Below are 18,736 nucleotides of genomic sequence, written 5' to 3' on the forward strand. Positions count from 1 at the left end.
GCCGCCCCGCCCACCCAGTCCCCCCCCCCCGCCCCCCTGCCATCGGCGCGGCCGCGCCCGCGGGCCCCCCCCCCGCCCCCCCCCCCCCCCCCCCCCCCCCCCCCCCCCCCCCGCTCCTACAGGGGGTTGAGCTTCATTTGGCCTTTCGGCCGGCCATGTGCTTCAGGTAGGCCTCCAGGTCATCCAGGTCCCGATCGGATAGCACCGTGCTGTTGAAGCCGGGCATCTTCGCCTGCGGCCAATGGCGAAGGTCTTGCGGGTTGCGCACCAGCACGCGGAGCATGCCGTCGCGCAGGTACTCGGTGGGGCTGTGCGGAATGTTCAGGTCGGGGCCGAGCTTCGCATCGCCCTGGCCGTTGAGCGTGTGGCAGGTGATGCAGTTGCGCTGGAATACCTCGAAGCCGCGCATAACGGGGCTGTCCTTCGCCAGGCCGGCGGCGGGGCGCATGAGCGGGAAGCGGGCGGCCGGGTCGGCCAGCACGCGTACGGAGGCGATCTGGTACGGCCACTGCTCGGGGCCTACCTTGCCGGCCTCGGGGTGCAGCCAGACCAGATAGAACGGACCCGCTGAGGGCTTGCCATCACCCAGCGCGGGCCATGCCGTGTCCTCGACGGCCAGCCATGCCTCGGCACCGTGCCCGTCCAGGATCAGCGCCGCAGGGATCTCCGCCGCGAAGCCATCCAGTGCCGTGAACTGCAGGTGCGCATCGGCCGCCACACCCCCGAGCAGGGCTTTCAGCGGCACCGCCTTGTAGCGCATGGTGCGGTGGTAGGAGACATCGCCCGGCACCTCGATCGTCCGCGCATCGGCGCGCACGAGCAGTTGCTGGGTGGTCAGGGCGTTGGCGCCGTGGCCGGTATCGATCGAAAGGCTGGCGGCCTGGGCCAGGCCGGTAGCGCCGGCGAGGAGTAGGGCTAGCAAGAAGCGCACGGGGAATCCTTGGGCAGGGCGAATGGCCGCGGTACCCTCGAATTATGGCCCTCCCGCCCCCATGAGGGCAGTTCACACGATCACGGATCCACCATGTCCGATACCACCGTTCCCGAGTTCTTCGCGCGCTTCCCCATGCCGAAGATCACCAGTGGCGAGCTGGATGCCGACCTCGCGGCTGATGACAACCGCATCGCCATCCTGTTCCTGTGGGGCCGTGACTGCCCCAACTGCGATATCGCCAAGCGGCAGATGCTGCTGACCCAGGAGCGCTTCCAGAAGCCCGAGGTGCGCTGGATGCAGGACAACGTGTACGACGATCCGAAGATGGCCACACGCTTCGGCTTGCATGGCATCCCTGCGTTCTTCCTGTTCCACCGGGGCAAGAAGCTCGGTCGCATCACGTCCTGGCCCGGGACGGACAGCTTCCTCGAAGCCGTTGAGAAGCAGATCGCCCTGACCGGAGCCAGCGCATGATCATCAACTCGCTGCTGGATACCGACCTCTACAAGTTCACCATGATGCAGGTGGTGCTGCATCAGTACCCGGCGGCCGAGGTGGAATACCGTTTCCGCTGCCGCACGCCCGGCATCAACCTGGTGCCGATTATTCCAGCCATCAGGGAAGAGCTCGCGCACCTGTGTTCGTTGCGTTTCAGTGAGGACGAACTGGCCTATCTGCGCGCCATGCGTTTCATCGACAGCGACTTCGTCGATTTCCTCGGCCTGTTCCAGCTCAATGCCAAGTACGTGGAGATCGCCCCGTCGGCGAAAAGCAACGGCGAGATCGAGCTGGTGATCCGTGGCCCGTGGCTGCACACCATCCTGTTCGAAGTGCCACTGCTCGCGATCATCAACGAGCTGTATTTCCGCCAGGCCTACCCGGATCACGACCTCACCGAAGGCCGCAAACGCCTGCACGCGAAGATTTCACTGCTGCGCGATACGCCGGGGTTCGAAAAGGTGCGCGTGGCCGATTACGGTACGCGGCGCCGCTTCTCCGGGGCATGGCATGAAGAAGCGCTGGGCATCATGCGGGCCGAGTGGGGCAAGCACCTGGCCGGTACGAGCAACGTGCTGTTCGCCAAGCAGCAGGGCATGACCCCCATCGGCAGCATGGCCCACGAATACCTCCAGGCCTTCCAGTCGCTGGGCCCGCGCCTGCGCGATTCGCAGGTGGCGGCGCTTGAAGCATGGGCGCGCGAATACCGTGGCGACCTGGGCATCGCGCTTTCCGATGTGTACGGCCTGGATGCGTTCCTGCGCGACTTTGACATGTATTTCTGCAAGCTGTTCGATGGTGCGCGGCATGACTCGGGCGATCCGTTCGCCTGGGGCGACCGGATCCTCGCTCACTATGAAAAGAACCGCGTCGATCCGCGTACGAAGACGCTGGTCTTCAGCGACAGCCTGGATATCCCCAAGGTGATGGAGCTGCACAAGCACTTCGAAGGCCGCTGCATCGTGTCGTTCGGCGTGGGCACCAACCTCACTAACGATACCGGCCCGGATCCGATCAACATCGTGATCAAGATGACCCGCTGCAACGGCCAGCCCGTGGCCAAGCTCTCCGATTCACCCGGCAAGAGCATGTGCGAGGACCTGGATTACCTGGCGTACCTGCGCCGCGTGTTCGATTTGCCGCCGGCGACATAAGCCAGTCGTTGCACAGCTGGCTTCCTGTAGGAGCGGGGGGGGGGGGGGGGGGGGGGGGGGGGGGGGGGGGGGGCGGGGCGCCCCCCCCCCCCCCCCCCCCCCCCCCCCCCCCCCGCTCCTACAAGAGCGGTCATGGCGGCTGATGCGCCGCCTATTCAGGACGGGCGGCGGGCGCCCAGCGAAACCAGCGTTTCCTGCGCCGCGCGGATGCGCTCCGTGCTACCGGGCAGCTCCATGATCACGCGCAGCTTGTCCTGGCCGTCCATCTTGAAGATGCGCGGCTGCTGCTGGATTAACCGGATCAGTGCCACCGGATCGATATCGGGCTTCTCGCGGAACGTGATGCGGCCGCCACTGGGGCCGAAATCCACCTTGCGAATACCCAACGGCGTGGCCATGAGCTTCAGCTGCGCCACGGCGAACAGGCACTTGGCCTGGTCGGGCAGCAGGCCGAAGCGATCGATCATTTCGACCTGCAGCTCACGCAGGCCTTCATCGTTGCGTGCACTGGCGATGCGCTTGTACAGCGTAAGGCGCGTGTGCACATCGGGAAGGTAATCGTCGGGAATCAGCGCGGGCAGGTGCAGCTCGACTTCGGTCTCGTGTTCCGAGGTCAGGTCAAAGTCCGGGATCTTGCCCGAGCGCAGCGCGCGCACGGCGCGGTCGAGCAATTCGGTGTACAGCCCGAAGCCGATCTCCTGGATCTGGCCGGACTGTTCTTCGCCCAGCATTTCGCCGGCGCCGCGGATCTCGAGATCGTGGGTGGCCAGGGTGAAGCCGGCGCCCAGTTCCTCCAGCGAAGCCAGCGCCTCGAGACGCTTCTCGGCATCGGCGGTCATGGCCTTGCGATCGGGCACGATCAGGTACGCATAGGCGCGGTGGTGCGAGCGACCGACACGGCCGCGCAACTGGTGCAACTGGGCCAGGCCGAAGCGGTCGGCGCGGTTCACCACGATCGTGTTGGCGGTCGGGATATCGATACCCGATTCAATGATCGTGGTGGATACAAGCACGTTAAAACGCTGGCGGTGGAAATCCGCCATGACCTGTTCCAGTTCCCGTTCCGGCATTTGCCCGTGCGCGACGCGGATGCGTGCTTCGGGAATCAGCTCACCCAGTTCGCGCGCCTGGCGCTCAATGGTTTCCACTTCGTTATGCAGGAAATACACCTGGCCGCCGCGGGCCAGCTCGCGCTGGATCGCTTCGCGAATGAGTGCCGGCTGCCAGGTGGAGATGAGCGTGCGCACGGCGGTGCGGTGCGCGGGCGGCGTGGCGATGATGGACAGGTCGCGCAGGCCGCTCATGGCCATGTTCAGCGTGCGCGGAATGGGCGTGGCGGTGAGGGTGAGCAGGTCCACCTCGGCGCGCAGCTTCTTCAGCTGCTCCTTCTGGCGCACGCCGAAGCGCTGTTCTTCATCGACGATGACCAGGCCCAGGTTCTTGAAGCGGATATCCGGCTGCAGCAGCTTGTGCGTGCCGACCATCACATCCACCTGGCCGTCGGCCAGGCGTTCCAGCGCGTTGCCCACTTCCTTCTTCGATTTGAAGCGGGAGAGCACTTCCACGCGTACCGGCCAGTCAGCGAAACGATCGGCGAAGTTACGATAGTGCTGCTGGGCGAGCAGGGTGGTGGGCACGAGTACCGCAACCTGCTTGCCGGCCGTCGCTGCGGCAAAGGCGGCGCGCAGGGCTACTTCGGTTTTGCCGAAGCCCACATCGCCGCAGACCACGCGATCCATGGCGCGCGGCGCGGCCAGGTCCACGATCACGGCATCGATGGCGCGTTGCTGGTCCGCCGTTTCCTCGAACGGGAACGTGGCGGCGAATTCTTCGATCATCTGCCGGTCGACCGATAGCGCCTCGCCGACCTTGGCCTCGCGCTGCGCGTAGATCGCAAGCAACTCGGCGGCCACGTCGCGGACCTTCTCGGCGGCTTTCTTGCGCGCGCGCTCCCAGGCGTCGCCACCCAGCGAGTGCAGGGGGGCCAGCTCCGGCGCGGTACCGGTGTAGCGGCTGACCAGGCCCAACTGCGCCACGGGTACGTAGAGCTTGTCGCCCTTGGCGTACTCGATGGTGAGGAACTCGCCGGGCATGTCGCCCACATCAAGGGTGAGCAGGCCCTGGTAGCGGCCCACGCCGTGGTCGATGTGGACGATGGGCGAGCCAATCTGCAGCTCGGTCAGGTCCTTGATGATGCTTTCGGGATCGCGAGCGGCGCCGACGCGCTTGCGCCGCTCGGTGCGCACGCGCTCGCCGAACAACTCGCGCTCGGTCAGGACCGTGAAGGCGGGTTCGTTGAGCGCGAAGCCCTGCTCGAGCGATGCCACCGTGATGACGAACTTCTCGTCGCTGGCGAGGAAGCCTTTCCAGCCGTCGATGTTCACCGGCTTCATGCCCGCACCAGCGAGCTGCTCGATCAGCGCTTCGCGGCGGCCCGCCGAATCGGCAGCGATAAGGGTGCGACCGGGGTAGTGCGCAAGGAAATGGCGAAGGGCCGTACCAGGCTCCTCGCCCTTGCGGTTCAGCGGCAGCTCGGGGGCCGGCTGCGTGCCCAGGTCCACCGCGTGCTCGTGGCCCTTTTCGACCACATCGATGCGCACCTGCTTGTTCAGCTGCTCGCGCAGCGCATCCGGCGGAAGGTAGATCTCGGCCGGTGGCAGCACCGGGCGCTCGATATCGTGCGCGCGCTGGTCGTAGCGGTCGCCCACTTGCTGCCAGAACGCGGCGGCGGATTCGAGTACGCCTTCGCCCAGCACGAACATCGCGTTATCGGCGATGTACTCGAACAGGGTCTCGGTTTTGGCGAAGAACATGGGCAGGTAGTACTCGATGCCGCCCGGCGTCACGCCTTCTTTCATGTCCTGGTAGAGCGGGCAGCGGCGTACATCGATTGGGAAGCGGTCGCGCAGCGCGGCGCGGAAGGCCTTGGCCGCCTCGTCCGTCACCGGGAATTCGCGGGCGGGGAGCAGGTCCACGCCTTCCACTTGGTGCTGCGAGCGCTGGGTTTCCGTATCGAAGGTGCGGATCGATTCGATCTCGTCATCGAACAGTTCGATGCGGTAGGGCTCGCTCGCGCCCATGGCGTAGATATCGATCAGTGCGCCACGGACGGCGAAGTCGCCGGGCTCGGTGACCTGCGGGACGTTGCGATAACCGGCTGCCTCAAGGCGGCGCTGCTCGGCGCTGATATCGAGTTTCTGGCCCTTGCGCAGCACCAGGCCCGCGCCGGTGATGTGCGTGCGTGGCGCGATCCGCTGCATCAGCGTGGCGACGGGCACCACCAGTACGCCGCGTTTTACCGAAGGCAGGCGATAGAGCGTGGCGATGCGCTGCGAGACCACCTCGGGGTGCGGGCTGAACACGTCGTAGGGCAACGTTTCCCAATCAGGGAAGTGCAGCACGGGGAGCTCGCCAGCGAAGACGCCCAGCTCGCTTTCCAGGTTATCCGCGCTGCGGGTATCGCGTACCACGACCACCAGCAGGCCATCGTGCGCCCGGGCCGCCTCGGCCACTTCCAGGGCCCAGGCGGAGCCATGTGGCACGGCCCAGTAGCGGCGGGTTTTGGCGTTGGCGGGAAGCGGCGGGCGGGGCAGGGCTACGGGCATCGTTCTGGCAGCGTCTTCGAAGCAGGGTAGTCGGCCATTGTACAGGGCAGGGCGTCACCGCTTTGTAGGCCCGCCGCCCGCTCAATCCGCGTAATCGGGCTCGAAGAAGCTCCAGCGCACATCCTTGAAGCGAGCCTTGAAGTCGGCTTCGACGATGTTGATGGCTTCGATCATGGCGCGTGGCGTCGGTGTCGGCGCCATCTTGGCCTTGATCGCCACCATCACATCGGGGCCCATCTGCAGGGTGAGCAGGTTATAGACCTGGTCGATCTCGGTGCGGGCTTCAAGGAAGGCCACCATCTCGGCGCGGCGCTTCGGCTCAACGCCCTGGCCGATCAGCAGGGCCTTCACCTCACGGGCCACGGCGATGGCCACCACGATCAGCAGCACGCCGATGCAGATGGTGCCGATGGCATCAAAGATCAGGTTGCCCGTGAGCATGGTAAGCATCACGGCGGCCAGCGCCAGGCACAGGCCGATCAATGCGGCCAGGTCCTCGCCAAAGATCACCAGCAGCTCACTGGCGCGGGTTTCGCGGAACCACTGCCACAGCGGCTGTTCGCCGCGGGCCTTGTTCACTTCCTGCATGCAGCCGTGCATCGATACGCCTTCGGTGACGATCGAGAACACCAGCACGCCCACCGCCAGCCACGGCCAGCTCAGCGGCTCGGCATGCGTGAGCTTATGCACGCCTTCGTACACCGAGAACATGCCGCCCACGCTGAAGAGCAGGATGGCGACCAGGAACGACCAGAAGTACAGGGCGCGGCCCCAGCCCAGTGGGTAATCGGGCGAGGGCGGCCGCTTGGCCTGGCGCATGCCCAGCAACAGCAGGCCCTGGTTGCCGCAATCGGCCAGCGAGTGCACCGCTTCAGCCATCATGGCGCCGGACCCGGTAAACAGGGCGGCCACCAGCTTGGCGACGAAAATGGCGAAGTTGGCGCCGAGCGCGAGGAAGATCGCGCGCTTTGAATCAGCGTGGCCCGACATGTGGTTCCCTAGTCCCTGAAAGATCGCAAGATCTTACCGGATGACGCCGACACCCACACCGAAGCTCACGTTCGGATGGCCGCCCTGCATTTCCTTGGCCGTCCATACGTGTGACTGATTCACCGATACCAGCGGGAAGGTGTAGCTGGCCTGGCCGACGTTGCCCGTGCGCGTGCCGTTGAGGCGGCCGGCGAAGGTCACCAGGCCGCCGGCCGGGAAGTCGAGGCTTTCGACGTAGCCCGGCATGGCGGCGATGAAGCGGCCGCTGCCCGTGTCATCGGCCTTTGGCCGCTGGGAGCTATCCAGGGGGTAGGCCAGCACCTCGACCTCGCTGTGGTCGGTGTAGTTCTTGACCTGCACGATGCGGCCGCCCCAGATCACATCGGAGCTGCCGTAGCGCTCCGGTTCGCGCGATACCTGTGCGGGTGGTACCGACACCGTGTTCGGCGTGGCCTTGTAGATGGGCGCTGGCGCGCAGGCGCTAAGGGCCAGCGTGAGCAGGGCAGCAGGGACAGCGAGACGGACGGTGGCATGGCGCATGGGTCGGCTCCTGGCGTGTGGGCTGACTTTAGCGCCTTGGTACTGAACGTGGTGGATGCGCGATGTGTAGGGGCGCCGGGTCCTTGCCGTCCTCCACGAGCCAGGTCAGCCGGTATTCGGCTTCGCCGGCCTGGCCCAGCAGCTTGGGCAGTACCTTCAGGCTATCGCGCAGCGCTTCATCAAGCTTCCACGGCGCGTTCACGATCACCATCCCGGTGCCGTTGAGGCGGAGCGGGGAGTCATCCTTGTGCAGCAGCAGCTCGGCCATGAGCACACGCTTGGCACCGCTCTTGGTCGCCAGCCAGCGATGGAAGGGCTGTACGTGGCTGCGCAGCTTGATCGGGTACCACACGGCGAACATGCCGGTGGGCCACTTTTCCATGGCCGCCTTGAGTGCCTTTTCGATCACGCGAAACTCGGCATCCTGCTGTTCGAAGGGCGGATCGATCAACACGACGCCGCGCTTTTCCTTTGGCGGTACGAGGGCCTTCATGGCCTCGTAGCCGTCGCGGTTATGCACGTGGATGCGGCTGTCGTGGTGGAAAAGCTGGCGCAGGCTGGAAGCTTCCTCGCCGTGCAGTTCGCACAGCTGGGCCGTGTCGTTCTCGCGCATGAGGTGCGCGGCGATCCACGGCGAACCCGGGTAGTACCGGATATCGTCGCCTTCGTTGCAGGCGCGCACGGTCTCCAGCCACTTCCACAGCAGCGGCGGCAGGCCGGTAGCCGTCTTCAGCAGGGCGACGCCTTCATCGGCCTCGCCGGTCTTGCGGGCCTGCACGCCGCGCAGGTCGTACCGGCCGCTGCCGGCATGGGTATCGATGTAGCAGAAGGGCGTGGCCTTCTGCTTCAGCGAATCGATAAGGGCCACGAGCACCATGTGCTTCATGACATCGGCAAAGTTGCCGGCGTGGTATGCGTGGCGATAGTTCATGCGGCGAGTATAGCCGCTCGGGTTAATAAGCCAGGGTGATCCGCTTGCGCGCCGCGTCGCCCTTTTCCAGGCGATCGAGCAGGCCGATGGCGTAATCCGCCTGCGAGATGTGGCTATTGCCCTGGGCATCTACCAGCAGTTGGTCGCCGCCGACACGGTATTTGCCCGTGCGTTCACCGGGCTCGATATGCGCCGCGGGGCTGATGAAGGTCCAGTCGATATCCGCCTTGCTGGCACGGAAGACGTCCAGCGCCTTGACCATGCCCATCGCAGACGGCTTCCACGCCGGCGGGAAGTTCGGGTCGTCGATGACGCGCACGCCCGGCGCCACTTCCAGCGAACCGGCACCGCCCACCCAGGCAAAGCGCTTCACGCCCGCCTTCGCCAGGGTATCCAGCAGCACCTGGGCCTGCTTCGGCACGTTATCCGGATCCGGATCGTTGACGCTCGCTATCGCAGCATCGGCACCCGCGAGCGAGGCTTCGTAGCTGGCCGGGCGGAGCAGGTCGCCCGTGGCGACCTTCAGGTTCGGGTTCTGCACCGAGAGTTTGGCCGGGTCGCGGACGATGGCCGTGACATGGTGGCCACGGTCCAGAGCCTCCTGGAGGATCACCTTGCCGATGTTGCCGGTAGCGCCGAAGAGCACGATGTTCATGGAGGGTCCTTTGCGATGGGATGGGAGCTGGCCGTCAGCATGCGCCTCAGATCGTTTCGAAAAAACACCTTATTGCGCAATTCATCGTAAAGTATGGCTTTACAGTAGGCGGGCGTTCCCATGGCCAGCGACATCAACCTCAATCGTCTGGCGGTCTTCGTCACGCTGATCCGGGCGGGCTCGTTCACGGCAGCCGCCGAGCAACTGGGTACCACCAAGGCCATGGTCAGCCAGCATCTGGCCAGGCTGGAGGAGGAATTGGGCATGACCCTGGTCCTGCGCAGTACCCGGAAGATGTCACTCACGGATGCGGGCGAGCGGTTCTACGAGGATTGCGCCAGGGTGGTGGCCGATGCCGAGGCCGCCATTACCCGCCTGGGTGAATGTCGCGATACCCCGATGGGCAGCCTGCGCATCGCTGCCGCCGGGGATCACGGGCCGTTGATCGTCGCGCCAGCGCTTGCCGAGTACGTACGCCGCTATCCGCAGGTGCGCCCGGAGCTGGTGGCGAGCGATACCCTCGTGGATGTCATCGCGGAGCGATTCGATGTTGCCATCCGCATTGGCTGGCTGCGCGACTCTTCCCTGCGCTCCACCCGGCTGGCGGATATGCGCGAATGCCTGGTGGCGACACCGGCCTATATCGCTGAATACGGTGCGCCGGTTATCCCGGAAGATCTGGCCGCGCATCGCTGGGTCGCGCTCACGGTATTGCCCTCGCCAACCCGGTGGACGTTCACCGATGCGGCGGGCGCGAAGACGGCCGTGCAGGTTAATCCCGCCGCCAGCGCCAACAGCGCGCTGGCGACGCATGCGATGGTCATGGCCGGCATGGGCATTAGCGTGCTGCCCGATTACATGGCTCACGATGACATCGCGACAGGGAAACTGGTGCGGCTACTTCCCGGGTACGAGTTGCCCCTGGGCGGCGTGTATGCCGTGTACGCTGGGCAGCCTACGGTGAAAGTGCGCTCCTTCATCGATCTTTTGAAGGAGCGTATGGGCACGCCGTGAGGCGCGCCCGTTACATCACATCCTTGCCCAGGCGCAGGTTGATGCCCAACTGGGTCGCGAGCACGCGCATCTGTTCGTCATCACGCGACGAGGTGATCCAGCCGGCGTAGACGTCGTCGTCCTCGGCTTCGCGCGACCACAGCGTGTAGCCGCGCTCGTTCAGCGAATCGAAGGCGCGCGAGAAGATCTCGGGGCCGTCGACCTCTTCGTGGAATTCGTCATCATCGGGGTCGCCACCCCAGTCGATTTCCACGCCGCTCCAGCGCGAAACCAGTTCCTTGATCGCATCAATCAACGCACGCGTGTCGTCCGCGTCTACCTCGAAGCCCGAGCGCCAGTCGGTGACCTTCGCGACGATGGCCATGGGGTCGTCTTCGCCTTCCTCTTCGACATCATCGCGGTAGGCCGTGAACTGCTGCATGGCCGCGTCTTCGTCGCCGGGGTTGATCAGCAGGAGAAGGTGCCAGACCTGCGATTCCACGCTGTCTTCCTCGTCGTCGTCGTGCTCGCGTTCGTAGTCGTAATCGTCGTCGTAATCGCTCATGGGGAATGGGCCTGCCGAAGAGGGGCGGAATGATCGCACACGTGGTTTCGTGCCGATTGTGTGCCGGTGTCGCAAGAAAAAACGTGTTAACCGGCGTTGTTCATGGTCCTGAGAAATATCTCAAAGTAATGAGACTGGAAAAAATCCTAGGAAATTATGTAGTTAACTAGGAAAATCTATGTGACATAAGTACTTACCTAAGAAATTTTACGGAAATGTGCATTTCGCATTAAAAATCGGATTTGTAGCTGTTGACGCAACAATTAAAGCGGTTCTATGTTCGGGGTGTCGCAAGATCTTGATGTGTGACGGAACGTAAAACCGCCTTTGCACGCTCTGGGGAGAGCGTGAATTTGATACGGCGGCCTTTACGTGAGATGGCCGGCCATCGCCGGCGTTCTGTAGGCCACTGTGGCCATTTTGGGGAGCGGTAAATGAATTCAGGCAACATCCGAAAGGCGCAGTTCCTGCGCCGTTCCGCGCTGGCGTTTGCTCTCGCGGCAGGTCTGGGCGGCACGGGAGAGGTGCTCGCGCAGGCAACCACCGGCGAAATTTTTGGCCAGGCCACGCCTGGCGCCACTGTCCAGGCTTCGGGTACCACGGGTGTCACCCGTGAAGTCGCCGTAGGCCAGGATGGCCGCTACCGCATCGGCAACCTGCCGCTGGGTAGCTATACCGTCAATGTCGTACAGAACGGCCAGGTGGTCGATTCGCGAAAGAACGTCGGCCTCACCGTGGGGCAGGGTTCGGAAGTCTCCTTCGTCGGCGCATCCGCCGCCAATGCCCAGTCGCTGGAATCGGTGACGGTCAGCGCCAGCGCGCTGCCGCCGATCGACGTCTCCGCGGTCGATTCGCGTACCGTCGTCACCTCCGAACAGCTCGCCCGCCTGCCGCTGGGTCGCACCGCCGAGGCCATCGCGCTGCTGGCGCCCGGCGTCGTCACCGGTAACGGCGCGTTTGGCCGCACCGTGTCGTTCGGCGGTGCAGGTGTGTCTGAAAACGCGTACTACATCAACGGCTACAACACCTCGGATCCGCTGAAGAACCTGGGCGGTATCAGCCTGCCGTACGGCGCGATCGACCAGCAGGAGGTCTATACGGGCGGCTACAGCGCACGTTACGGCCGTTCCGATGGCGGCGTGATTTCGCAGGTCGGCAAGCGTGGCACCAATGAGTGGCATTTTGGCGCCCAGGTGTTGTGGGAGCCGAAGTTCACGCGCGCTGCGCGCCCGAACCAGTTCTTCCCGAACGAAAACCTGTCGGCACCCTACGGTTATACCGATGACACGCTGCCGGGCACGCTATACCGCAGCCGTGAAGGCGATACGCAGTGGACCCGCACCATCAGCGGCTACGCGGGCGGCCCGCTGATCAAGGACAAGTTGTACATGTTCGTGGCTGCCGAAACCGAGAAGACGGAAGGCAAGTCGACCAACACGGTCCTGCAAACGCCTGCGACGAACAATTACACGTACCACCTGCCGAAGTACTACGCCAAGCTGGACTGGAACATCAACGACAGCAACATCCTCGAACTGACGGGCATCCGCTCGGTGGACGAGGAGGAGGGCGTGTACAGCACCTTCGATTACGACGACCGGATCCATACGGGCTTCGAAGGCCAGTACCCGGATACCACCAAGATCGCAGCGAAGTACGGCATCGCCAAGTACACCAGTTACATCACCGATGACCTGACGTTCTCGGCGACCTACGGCAAGAGCCACACCGACGATATCCGCCGTAACCCGGGCGACCTCGGCCTACCCTTCATCAGCGGGGCGACCAACCAGGATCCGGCCTTTAACGGCGGCGATCCGATCCGCAATTCGACCGCGACGACGCAGAAGAACGCCGCGGATGCGAACAGCAAGACCCGCGGCCTGCGTGCCGACCTCGAATGGCAGGTCGGTGACCACCGCCTGGCAGGCGGTATCGATAACATGTTCTATAGCGCCCACAACGAGGGCGTAGCGACCACGGGTCCGGGCTATCTGTGGATCTATGGGCATGCCAACGATCCGACCGTGGACCTCAACCCCATCCTTGGCGTAGGTGCGCCGGGTGGTGATGGCTATTACGCCCGCCGCTATATTTTCAACACGACCACCAGCATGTCGGTGGATCAGAAGGCGTATTTCGTTGAAGACAAGTGGCAGGTCACGGATAAGTTCCTGATCACCGCCGGTGTCCGCAACGATCGGTTCAAGAACTTCAACAATAATGGCAAGAGCTACGTCAACAGCGGTAACCAGTGGGCTCCGCGCCTGGGTGCGTCGTGGGATGTGTTCGGCGATTCCTCGCTGAAGATCTACGGCAACCTGGGTCGCTACTACCTCGCGCTGCCGAACAGCGTGGCCATCCGTGGTGCGTCGTCTTCCATCTTCACCAACGAGTACTTCACCTACACCGGCATCGATGCCAACGGTGAACCGACCGGCCTGACCGGCTTTGGCCCCGGCCCAGTGTCGTCGAACGGCGAGTACGGCCAGCCGAACGACCCGAAGTCGATCACGGCAACGAACCTGAAATCCCAGTACCAGGATGAAGCCATCCTCGGTTTCGACAAGACCCTGGGCACGCAGTGGGTCACTGGTGCGAAGTTCACCCTGCGCCGCCTGCAGGCTGCTATCGATGACGTGTGCGATACGGCCAATGGCGATGGCACCGGCAAGGTGCAGCTGAAGCTTCTGTCGATGGGCGTGGATCCGGATAGCGTGACGATTCCGGGCTGCGTCATCTTCAACCCGGGCAAGTCGAATAACTTCAGCTTCGCCAATGCCGATGGCAATGGCCGTACTGAAGTGAAGATGAGCAAGGACGACTGGGGCTTCACCCAAGGTGCGAAGCGTAAGTACTACGCCCTCGACCTCTACCTTGAGCATCCGTTCGATGGCAAGTGGTTCGCCCATGTCGATTACACCTTCTCCAAGAGCTACGGCAACACGGAGGGCCAGGTGAAGTCGGATATCGGCCAGGACGACATCTCGAAGACGCAGGACTGGGATGCCGCTGCACTGATGGTCCACAGCAACGGCCTGCTCGCCAACGATCGCAAGCACCAGTTCAAGGCGTACGGCTACTACCAGTTCACCCCGGAATGGATGGTCTCCGGCTCGGTTCGCCTCACCTCCGGCGCGCCGAAGTCGTGCCTTGGCTTCTTCGGCCCGGATGATGATGACCCGATCGGTTACGGCTCGTCGTACCACTCGTGCGCCGGCAAGCTGTATGCGCCGGGCGAGCAGCGCCAGCCGTGGGTGAAGCAGCTCGACCTGGCGGTGGAATACCGTCCGGAGTTCGCCGACCACAAGCTGGCGTTTGGCTTCCAGGTGTTCAACGTGACCAACGAGCAGAAGCCGTTGTCGACCGATGCCACTTACGAGGACGACCGCTTCACCGTGTCGAACAGCTACAACACGGGTGTGTATTACCAGACGCCGCGTTACGCCCGCCTGACGGCGACGTACGACTTCTAAACAGCGTCAACCCATGTCGTGTGCTGGCATGGTGGACCGGAGATGTCCGCCTGCCAGCACCGGCAATAACAACAGCCGGGCCCTCGATGGCCCTGTGCATCTCTCCCCTCGCCGCCGTGCAAAACGGTGGCGCTTTTTTTTGGTTCATCGCGCATTTGCGGGGTCGCTGACGCTGCAGGCTCTTTTTGAAGCGGTTCATTCGCTGTGCGACGGCATGCTTCCAGCGGCTTACGCCGCCTCCTGCTTGTCGGGTTGAGGAAGGCGCGGATGGTCAGGCCCTTGGGGCCGCCAGTCGCGGACCTTCGGACCGGGCCGTAGGCATCCGTATCGCGAAACGCAGAGCGCCCGGCGGCCCTCCGCTCATGTCGGCCCCAAGGGCCTGCCCACCCGCGCACCCCACGATGAGGTCGCTTGCCGGAGAGCACGCAGTCAAACGCTGATATGTGCGCTACGCCCTGTAGGAGCGCGCTTGCGCGCGAAAAGCCAACGAAGCGGTTACGCCATACCGTGCGCTAGCTCGGCAGACCGACGCACGGTGCGACGACCGCAGCCGTCGCGGGCGACGAAATGTCATTGCGGTCACCTTCACCACCCCCGTCACCGCCGTAACCGCACAGCGCCGATGCTTCGCGCCTCGGGGTGGACGTCGGGTGTCATGGCGTACCATCGCGCGTTCCTACCGAGGCACATCGATCTGCGGGCGACAGGGCATTACCGCCTTGTTGGCTGATCGCGCGCAAGCGCGCTCCTACAGGGCGCGGGGCTACCGTGTGCAGGCTTGTGCGGCACGAAACGCGCCTTGTGGACTCGGGGGTGGGCAGGCCCTTGGGGCCGACATGAGCGGAGGGCCGCGCCACGCATCGATGGTAGCGATGAGGGTGCCTACGGCCCGGTCCGAAGGTCCGCGACTGGCGGCACCAAGGGCCTGCCCACCCCCGAGTCCTCCACGGCTCAAGCCTAAGTCGGCGTAAGCCGCATGAAACATGCATTCGCGTTAGCGAATGAACCGGCGCGACCGCTGAACGCGATCGCGCCGCTATTTCGGCCGGCGGGTCAGCGCCCCTGGCCTCAAACGCCAGATAGTTAGTCGGACCAGAGGAGTGACTGCAACGCCGGCGCTCCGAGCGTCGGTTCGGGACCGTCGTCGCAAACGCCCGTTTGGGAACAGAAGTTGGCTTTCACCCAGGGATCGATGTTCGCCGGATAACCGACGTGAATGGCCCGGCTATCGTCACACGAGTAACTCACCGATATCGCATTGTCGAGGTTGTGTTGAGAGGCGTCGCCCCAGTGGCGCTGCGCGTTATTACAGTAAAGCAGCGATTGGCCGATCAACTGCGTACCGTTGTAGAAAACGTATGTATGGCCTTGTGTCACTACGGCCGCAGCTTCGCCCGATGTCAATGCCGAACCCGTAGCGACGAGCATGCCGATCAAGAGCATTTTCATGGTGCCGTCCCAAGTTGCCTCACAATGAGGCGTCGGAAGATGACGCTATCAGCCGATCTCCCCGTTGCTTGTCCGGTAAATCCGAGATTCGTGTGGGTCTTTGCCGAGAAATCGAGTGAGAACTTTCTTACACAGAATCGGCGCAGGGGTTGCCGTGCGTGGTGTGGGGTGGTTGACAAATGCACTGTGCAGTGCAACAAATGGGCTGCGGCATGATGTTGCGATGCCGCTGCCCACTGCCATCCGCCGCCTTCGGGCGGCACCAGCCAGGCGAATCAACCTCCCAGTGAACACACACAACACCCACACGCCCAACCTCCCGAACATCTCCGTGGCTATGCCGCGATGTTTCGTGGTGCGCGCGTGTTGTTGTTGCCTGGGCTGATCCTGGCGTCATCTCCACGCTTGTAGCGCGTTGACGCAGCACAGACCGCGGGTTCGCCCGCGGCTTGCGTCGCCGTCCCTGCCATCCATCCCTTCGTAACCCTGGTGTCGCGCTAGCGCCGCCACGGGCGCTCGTTGCTTTCGTTTTCCATCTCCAGGGGAATTGCACCTCATGTCTCACCGTTCCATCCGCCGACGTGCGCCGTTGTTCGTTGCCGTTTCGCTGGCGCTTGCCAGTGCTGCCCAGGCCCAGGACGCCACTCGGGCCAGCAACCTCGATACCGTGATCGTCACCGGTACACGCAGTACCGAACGCACCGTCTCCAGCTCGCTGCAACCGATCGATGTGATCACGCCGCAGCAGCTCCAGCAGACCGGCGCTACTCAGCTCACGGCAGCGCTGGCACGCCTGGTGCCCTCGCTGAACTTCCCGCAGCCGACGACGATCAGCGGCGCCGAGGTGGCGCGCCCGGTGACCCTGCGGGGCCTCAGCCCGGACCAGGTGCTGGTGTTGATCGATGGCAAGCGGCAGCACGCGGGCGCCTTCCTTAACCTGGGCGGCGCCATTGGCCGCGGCTCGAACCCGGTGGACCTGAACGCCATTCCGATTTCCGCCATCGAACGTATCGAGGTGCTGCGCGATGGCCAATCGGCACGCTACGGCTCGGATGCGATCGGCGGCGTCATCAACGTGATCCTGAAGAAAGGCGGGGAGGGCGGCCAGGTCACGGCGAAGTTCGGTGGCTACGATGCGGGCGATGGCCTGCAGCGCCAGCTCAGTGCTGATACCGGGTTCAAGCTCGGCGAGAAGGGATCGATCCATGTGGCCATCGATACCCAGAACAACGACGGCACGAATCGCGCCGGCCGTGACTACGGCAGTTCCGCCGTGGGTACGACGTACGGCAAGAAGGTTTACTGGCTGGGTGATCCCGCCGTGCAGTCGAACAAGGTCTCGCTCACGGGGCAGTACGCGTTCAGCAAGGCGGCCGAGGTCTATTTCACGGCGATCTATCGCCGCGATCGCGATGAGACAGCCAGTCTGTACCGCCACCGCGGCGATTCGACCAATGTGCCCTCGATCTACCCGGAGGGCTACCTGCCGATCAGCATCCCGATCGTGAGCGATACCACGCTGACCGCAGGCCTGCGTGGTGAACTCGGCGATGGCTGGCATTACGACGTGTCGGCCACGCACGGTTCGAACGAATACGACCAGCGCAGCCACGCGATCAACGCCGACTGGTACAAGGCCTACGGCTACACGCCGTTCTTTATCCAGGGGGCGGATTACAAGACCCAGCAGCAGACCGGCAACGTCGATATCAGCAAGGAATTCACGCCGTCGTGGCTGCCGAACTCGGTGAGTGTGTCGTTCGGCCTGGAATACCTGCGCCAGGCCTACAAGGTGACCCCGGGTGACGCCGTCTCGCAATACGGCGCCAACGGCGGCATCACCGGCGACCTGCAGGGCAACTGGCAACGCCACGATGTGTCCGAGTACATCGACCTGGAAACCAACCTGACCGATCGCTTCGCGGTGTCGCTGGCGGGCCGGCATGAGCACTACAGCGATTTCGGCGGTACGACCTCGGGCTCGCTGTCGGGCCGCTTTGACTTCACCCCGCGTGTAGCGGTGCGCGGCAGCGTGGGCACCGGCTTCCGTGCGCCCACGCTCGTGCAGCAGCACTACGCCGATATCTCGTCGCAGCTGCAGGACCTGGGGCAGGGCCAGGTCCTGGTGCAATCGGGCACGTTCCCGGTGGACGCGGCGGCGGCCTCGTTGCTGGGTGCCCAGAAGCTAAAGCCCGAAAAATCGCGTAGCGCGACACTGGGTCTCGTCCTTGAGCCGCTCACCGGCTGGAATGTGAGCGTGGATGCGTACTGGATCAAGATCACCAACCGCATCAACCTGTCGTCGAATATCCCGGTGAACACCCCGGCCGTGAACGCGTACCTCGCCGCGAACGGCGTGGATGCGAACTACCAGTCCATCCGCTACTTCACCAATGCCGTGGATACCCGCACGCGTGGTATCGACTTCGTCAGCCAGTACGGCTTCGATTTCTCGAATGGCGACCGCCTGAACACCACGCTGGGCTGGGCGTACAACGAAAACGAAGTGACCAAGGTGAAGCCCAATCCGGCCATCCTCGATGACCTTGGCGTGGCCGTGCAGCGCGTGGAGCGCCGCGAACGGCTGGGCTTGCTGGGCGATACCAACCCCCGCACCAAGCTGGATGTGGGTTTTGATTACCTGCACGGGCGCTGGGCCGGTCACGCCAATGTGCAGCGTTACGGTAGCTATACGGTGTACAGCAACAGCGGCGCAGCGCTGGACCAGAACTTCGACCACCGCTGGACGCTCGACCTTTCCGCGGATTACACGCTGGATAGCTGGACATTCACCGCCGGCGCGGACAACGTGACCAATGCGCGCCCCGAGCAGGTGAAGTACGCCAACTCCACCAATGGTAACTTCAAGTACAGCCTGTTCTCGCCGCTGAGCTGGAACGGCCGTTATTACTACGCCAGCGTGACCTACCGTTGGAAGTGATGAGC

Annotated in this window: 13 protein-coding genes; 5 read left to right on the top strand and 8 right to left on the bottom strand. The window is 64.0% G+C overall.

Annotated features, from left to right (window positions below):
* Window positions 1–133: 133 nt before the first annotated feature.
* Window positions 134–931 carry a c-type cytochrome gene (locus ABIE56_RS18580; protein WP_429245289.1) on the bottom strand — a complete coding sequence of 266 codons (798 nt, stop codon included), beginning with the start codon at window positions 929–931 and terminating at the stop codon, window positions 134–136.
* 93 nt (window positions 932–1,024) lie between these two features.
* On the opposite strand from ABIE56_RS18580, the gene ABIE56_RS18585 reads away from it, so the two are divergent.
* Together ABIE56_RS18585 and pncB are read left to right on the top strand one after the other, a co-directional pair.
* Complete coding sequence (locus ABIE56_RS18585; RefSeq protein WP_429245290.1) at window positions 1,025–1,408, top strand: hypothetical protein; 384 nt, start codon at window positions 1,025–1,027, stop codon at window positions 1,406–1,408.
* A complete protein-coding gene (gene pncB / locus ABIE56_RS18590; RefSeq protein ID WP_429245291.1) occupies window positions 1,405–2,586 on the top strand; it encodes a nicotinate phosphoribosyltransferase in 1,182 nt (393 codons plus the stop codon). The genes ABIE56_RS18585 and pncB overlap by 4 nt, the downstream gene beginning before the upstream one ends.
* 155 nt (window positions 2,587–2,741) lie before the next feature.
* Here the strand turns inward: pncB and mfd are convergent, their stop codons facing one another.
* The 5 genes from mfd to ABIE56_RS18615 all read right to left on the bottom strand — a co-directional run bounded on the left by mfd (window position 2,742) and on the right by ABIE56_RS18615 (window position 9,307).
* Window positions 2,742–6,191 carry a transcription-repair coupling factor gene (gene mfd / locus ABIE56_RS18595; protein ID WP_429245292.1) on the bottom strand — a complete coding sequence of 1,150 codons (3,450 nt, stop codon included), beginning with the start codon at window positions 6,189–6,191 and terminating at the stop codon, window positions 2,742–2,744.
* An 81-nt stretch (window positions 6,192–6,272) separates the two neighbouring features.
* A complete protein-coding gene (locus tag ABIE56_RS18600; RefSeq protein ID WP_429245293.1) occupies window positions 6,273–7,181 on the bottom strand; it encodes a cation diffusion facilitator family transporter in 909 nt (302 codons plus the stop codon).
* 33 nt (window positions 7,182–7,214) lie between these two features.
* Window positions 7,215–7,721: a Slp family lipoprotein gene (locus tag ABIE56_RS18605; RefSeq protein ID WP_429245294.1), complete on the bottom strand. Its 507-nt coding sequence runs from the start codon at window positions 7,719–7,721 to the stop codon at window positions 7,215–7,217.
* Between the two features lie 28 nt (window positions 7,722–7,749).
* Window positions 7,750–8,652 carry a 23S rRNA (adenine(2030)-N(6))-methyltransferase RlmJ gene (locus ABIE56_RS18610; protein WP_429245295.1) on the bottom strand — a complete coding sequence of 301 codons (903 nt, stop codon included), beginning with the start codon at window positions 8,650–8,652 and terminating at the stop codon, window positions 7,750–7,752.
* 22 nt (window positions 8,653–8,674) lie between these two features.
* A complete protein-coding gene (locus ABIE56_RS18615; protein WP_429245296.1) occupies window positions 8,675–9,307 on the bottom strand; it encodes an NAD(P)-dependent oxidoreductase in 633 nt (210 codons plus the stop codon).
* A 120-nt stretch (window positions 9,308–9,427) separates the two neighbouring features.
* On the opposite strand from ABIE56_RS18615, the gene ABIE56_RS18620 reads away from it, so the two are divergent.
* A complete protein-coding gene (locus ABIE56_RS18620) occupies window positions 9,428–10,321 on the top strand; it encodes a LysR family transcriptional regulator (RefSeq protein ID WP_429245297.1) in 894 nt (297 codons plus the stop codon).
* 10 nt (window positions 10,322–10,331) lie between these two features.
* On the opposite strand, the gene ABIE56_RS18625 is transcribed toward ABIE56_RS18620, so the two are convergent.
* Window positions 10,332–10,865 (bottom strand): DUF6630 family protein, encoded by a 534-nt coding sequence (locus ABIE56_RS18625; RefSeq protein ID WP_429245298.1) that lies wholly within the window; start codon window positions 10,863–10,865, stop codon window positions 10,332–10,334.
* 434 nt (window positions 10,866–11,299) lie between these two features.
* Between ABIE56_RS18625 and ABIE56_RS18630 the strand changes: the two genes are divergently transcribed.
* The gene (locus ABIE56_RS18630) at window positions 11,300–14,341 is read left to right on the top strand and encodes a TonB-dependent receptor (protein WP_429245299.1); all 3,042 of its coding nucleotides are present in this window, start codon (window positions 11,300–11,302) and stop codon (window positions 14,339–14,341) included.
* Between the two features lie 1,083 nt (window positions 14,342–15,424).
* Here ABIE56_RS18630 and ABIE56_RS18635 read toward each other — a convergent pair.
* On the bottom strand, window positions 15,425–15,790 hold the full coding sequence (locus tag ABIE56_RS18635) for a hypothetical protein (RefSeq protein ID WP_429245300.1): 366 nt from the start codon (window positions 15,788–15,790) through the stop codon (window positions 15,425–15,427).
* Window positions 15,791–16,346: 556 nt separating this feature from the next.
* Here ABIE56_RS18635 and ABIE56_RS18640 point away from each other — a divergent pair.
* On the top strand, window positions 16,347–18,731 hold the full coding sequence (locus tag ABIE56_RS18640) for a TonB-dependent receptor plug domain-containing protein (RefSeq protein WP_429245301.1): 2,385 nt from the start codon (window positions 16,347–16,349) through the stop codon (window positions 18,729–18,731).
* Window positions 18,732–18,736 lie beyond the last annotated feature (5 nt).

The sequence above is a fragment of the Luteibacter sp. 621 genome (assembly GCF_050435445.1).
Classification (GTDB): Bacteria; Pseudomonadota; Gammaproteobacteria; order Xanthomonadales; family Rhodanobacteraceae; genus Luteibacter.

What these genes read in the sequence shown, in the direction of transcription:
- ABIE56_RS18585 (WP_429245290.1), top strand. Translation starts at nt 1,025, where the DNA reads ATGTCCGATACCACCGTTCCCGAGTTCTTCGCGCGCTTCCCCATGCCG.
- pncB (WP_429245291.1), top strand. Translation starts at nt 1,405, where the DNA reads ATGATCATCAACTCGCTGCTGGATACCGACCTCTACAAGTTCACCATG.
- mfd (WP_429245292.1), bottom strand. Translation starts at nt 6,191, where the DNA reads ATGCCCGTAGCCCTGCCCCGCCCGCCGCTTCCCGCCAACGCCAAAACC.
- ABIE56_RS18600 (WP_429245293.1), bottom strand. Translation starts at nt 7,181, where the DNA reads ATGTCGGGCCACGCTGATTCAAAGCGCGCGATCTTCCTCGCGCTCGGC.
- ABIE56_RS18605 (WP_429245294.1), bottom strand. Translation starts at nt 7,721, where the DNA reads ATGCGCCATGCCACCGTCCGTCTCGCTGTCCCTGCTGCCCTGCTCACG.
- ABIE56_RS18610 (WP_429245295.1), bottom strand. Translation starts at nt 8,652, where the DNA reads ATGAACTATCGCCACGCATACCACGCCGGCAACTTTGCCGATGTCATG.
- ABIE56_RS18615 (WP_429245296.1), bottom strand. Translation starts at nt 9,307, where the DNA reads ATGAACATCGTGCTCTTCGGCGCTACCGGCAACATCGGCAAGGTGATC.
- ABIE56_RS18620 (WP_429245297.1), top strand. Translation starts at nt 9,428, where the DNA reads ATGGCCAGCGACATCAACCTCAATCGTCTGGCGGTCTTCGTCACGCTG.
- ABIE56_RS18625 (WP_429245298.1), bottom strand. Translation starts at nt 10,865, where the DNA reads ATGAGCGATTACGACGACGATTACGACTACGAACGCGAGCACGACGAC.
- ABIE56_RS18630 (WP_429245299.1), top strand. Translation starts at nt 11,300, where the DNA reads ATGAATTCAGGCAACATCCGAAAGGCGCAGTTCCTGCGCCGTTCCGCG.
- ABIE56_RS18635 (WP_429245300.1), bottom strand. Translation starts at nt 15,790, where the DNA reads ATGAAAATGCTCTTGATCGGCATGCTCGTCGCTACGGGTTCGGCATTG.
- ABIE56_RS18640 (WP_429245301.1), top strand. Translation starts at nt 16,347, where the DNA reads ATGTCTCACCGTTCCATCCGCCGACGTGCGCCGTTGTTCGTTGCCGTT.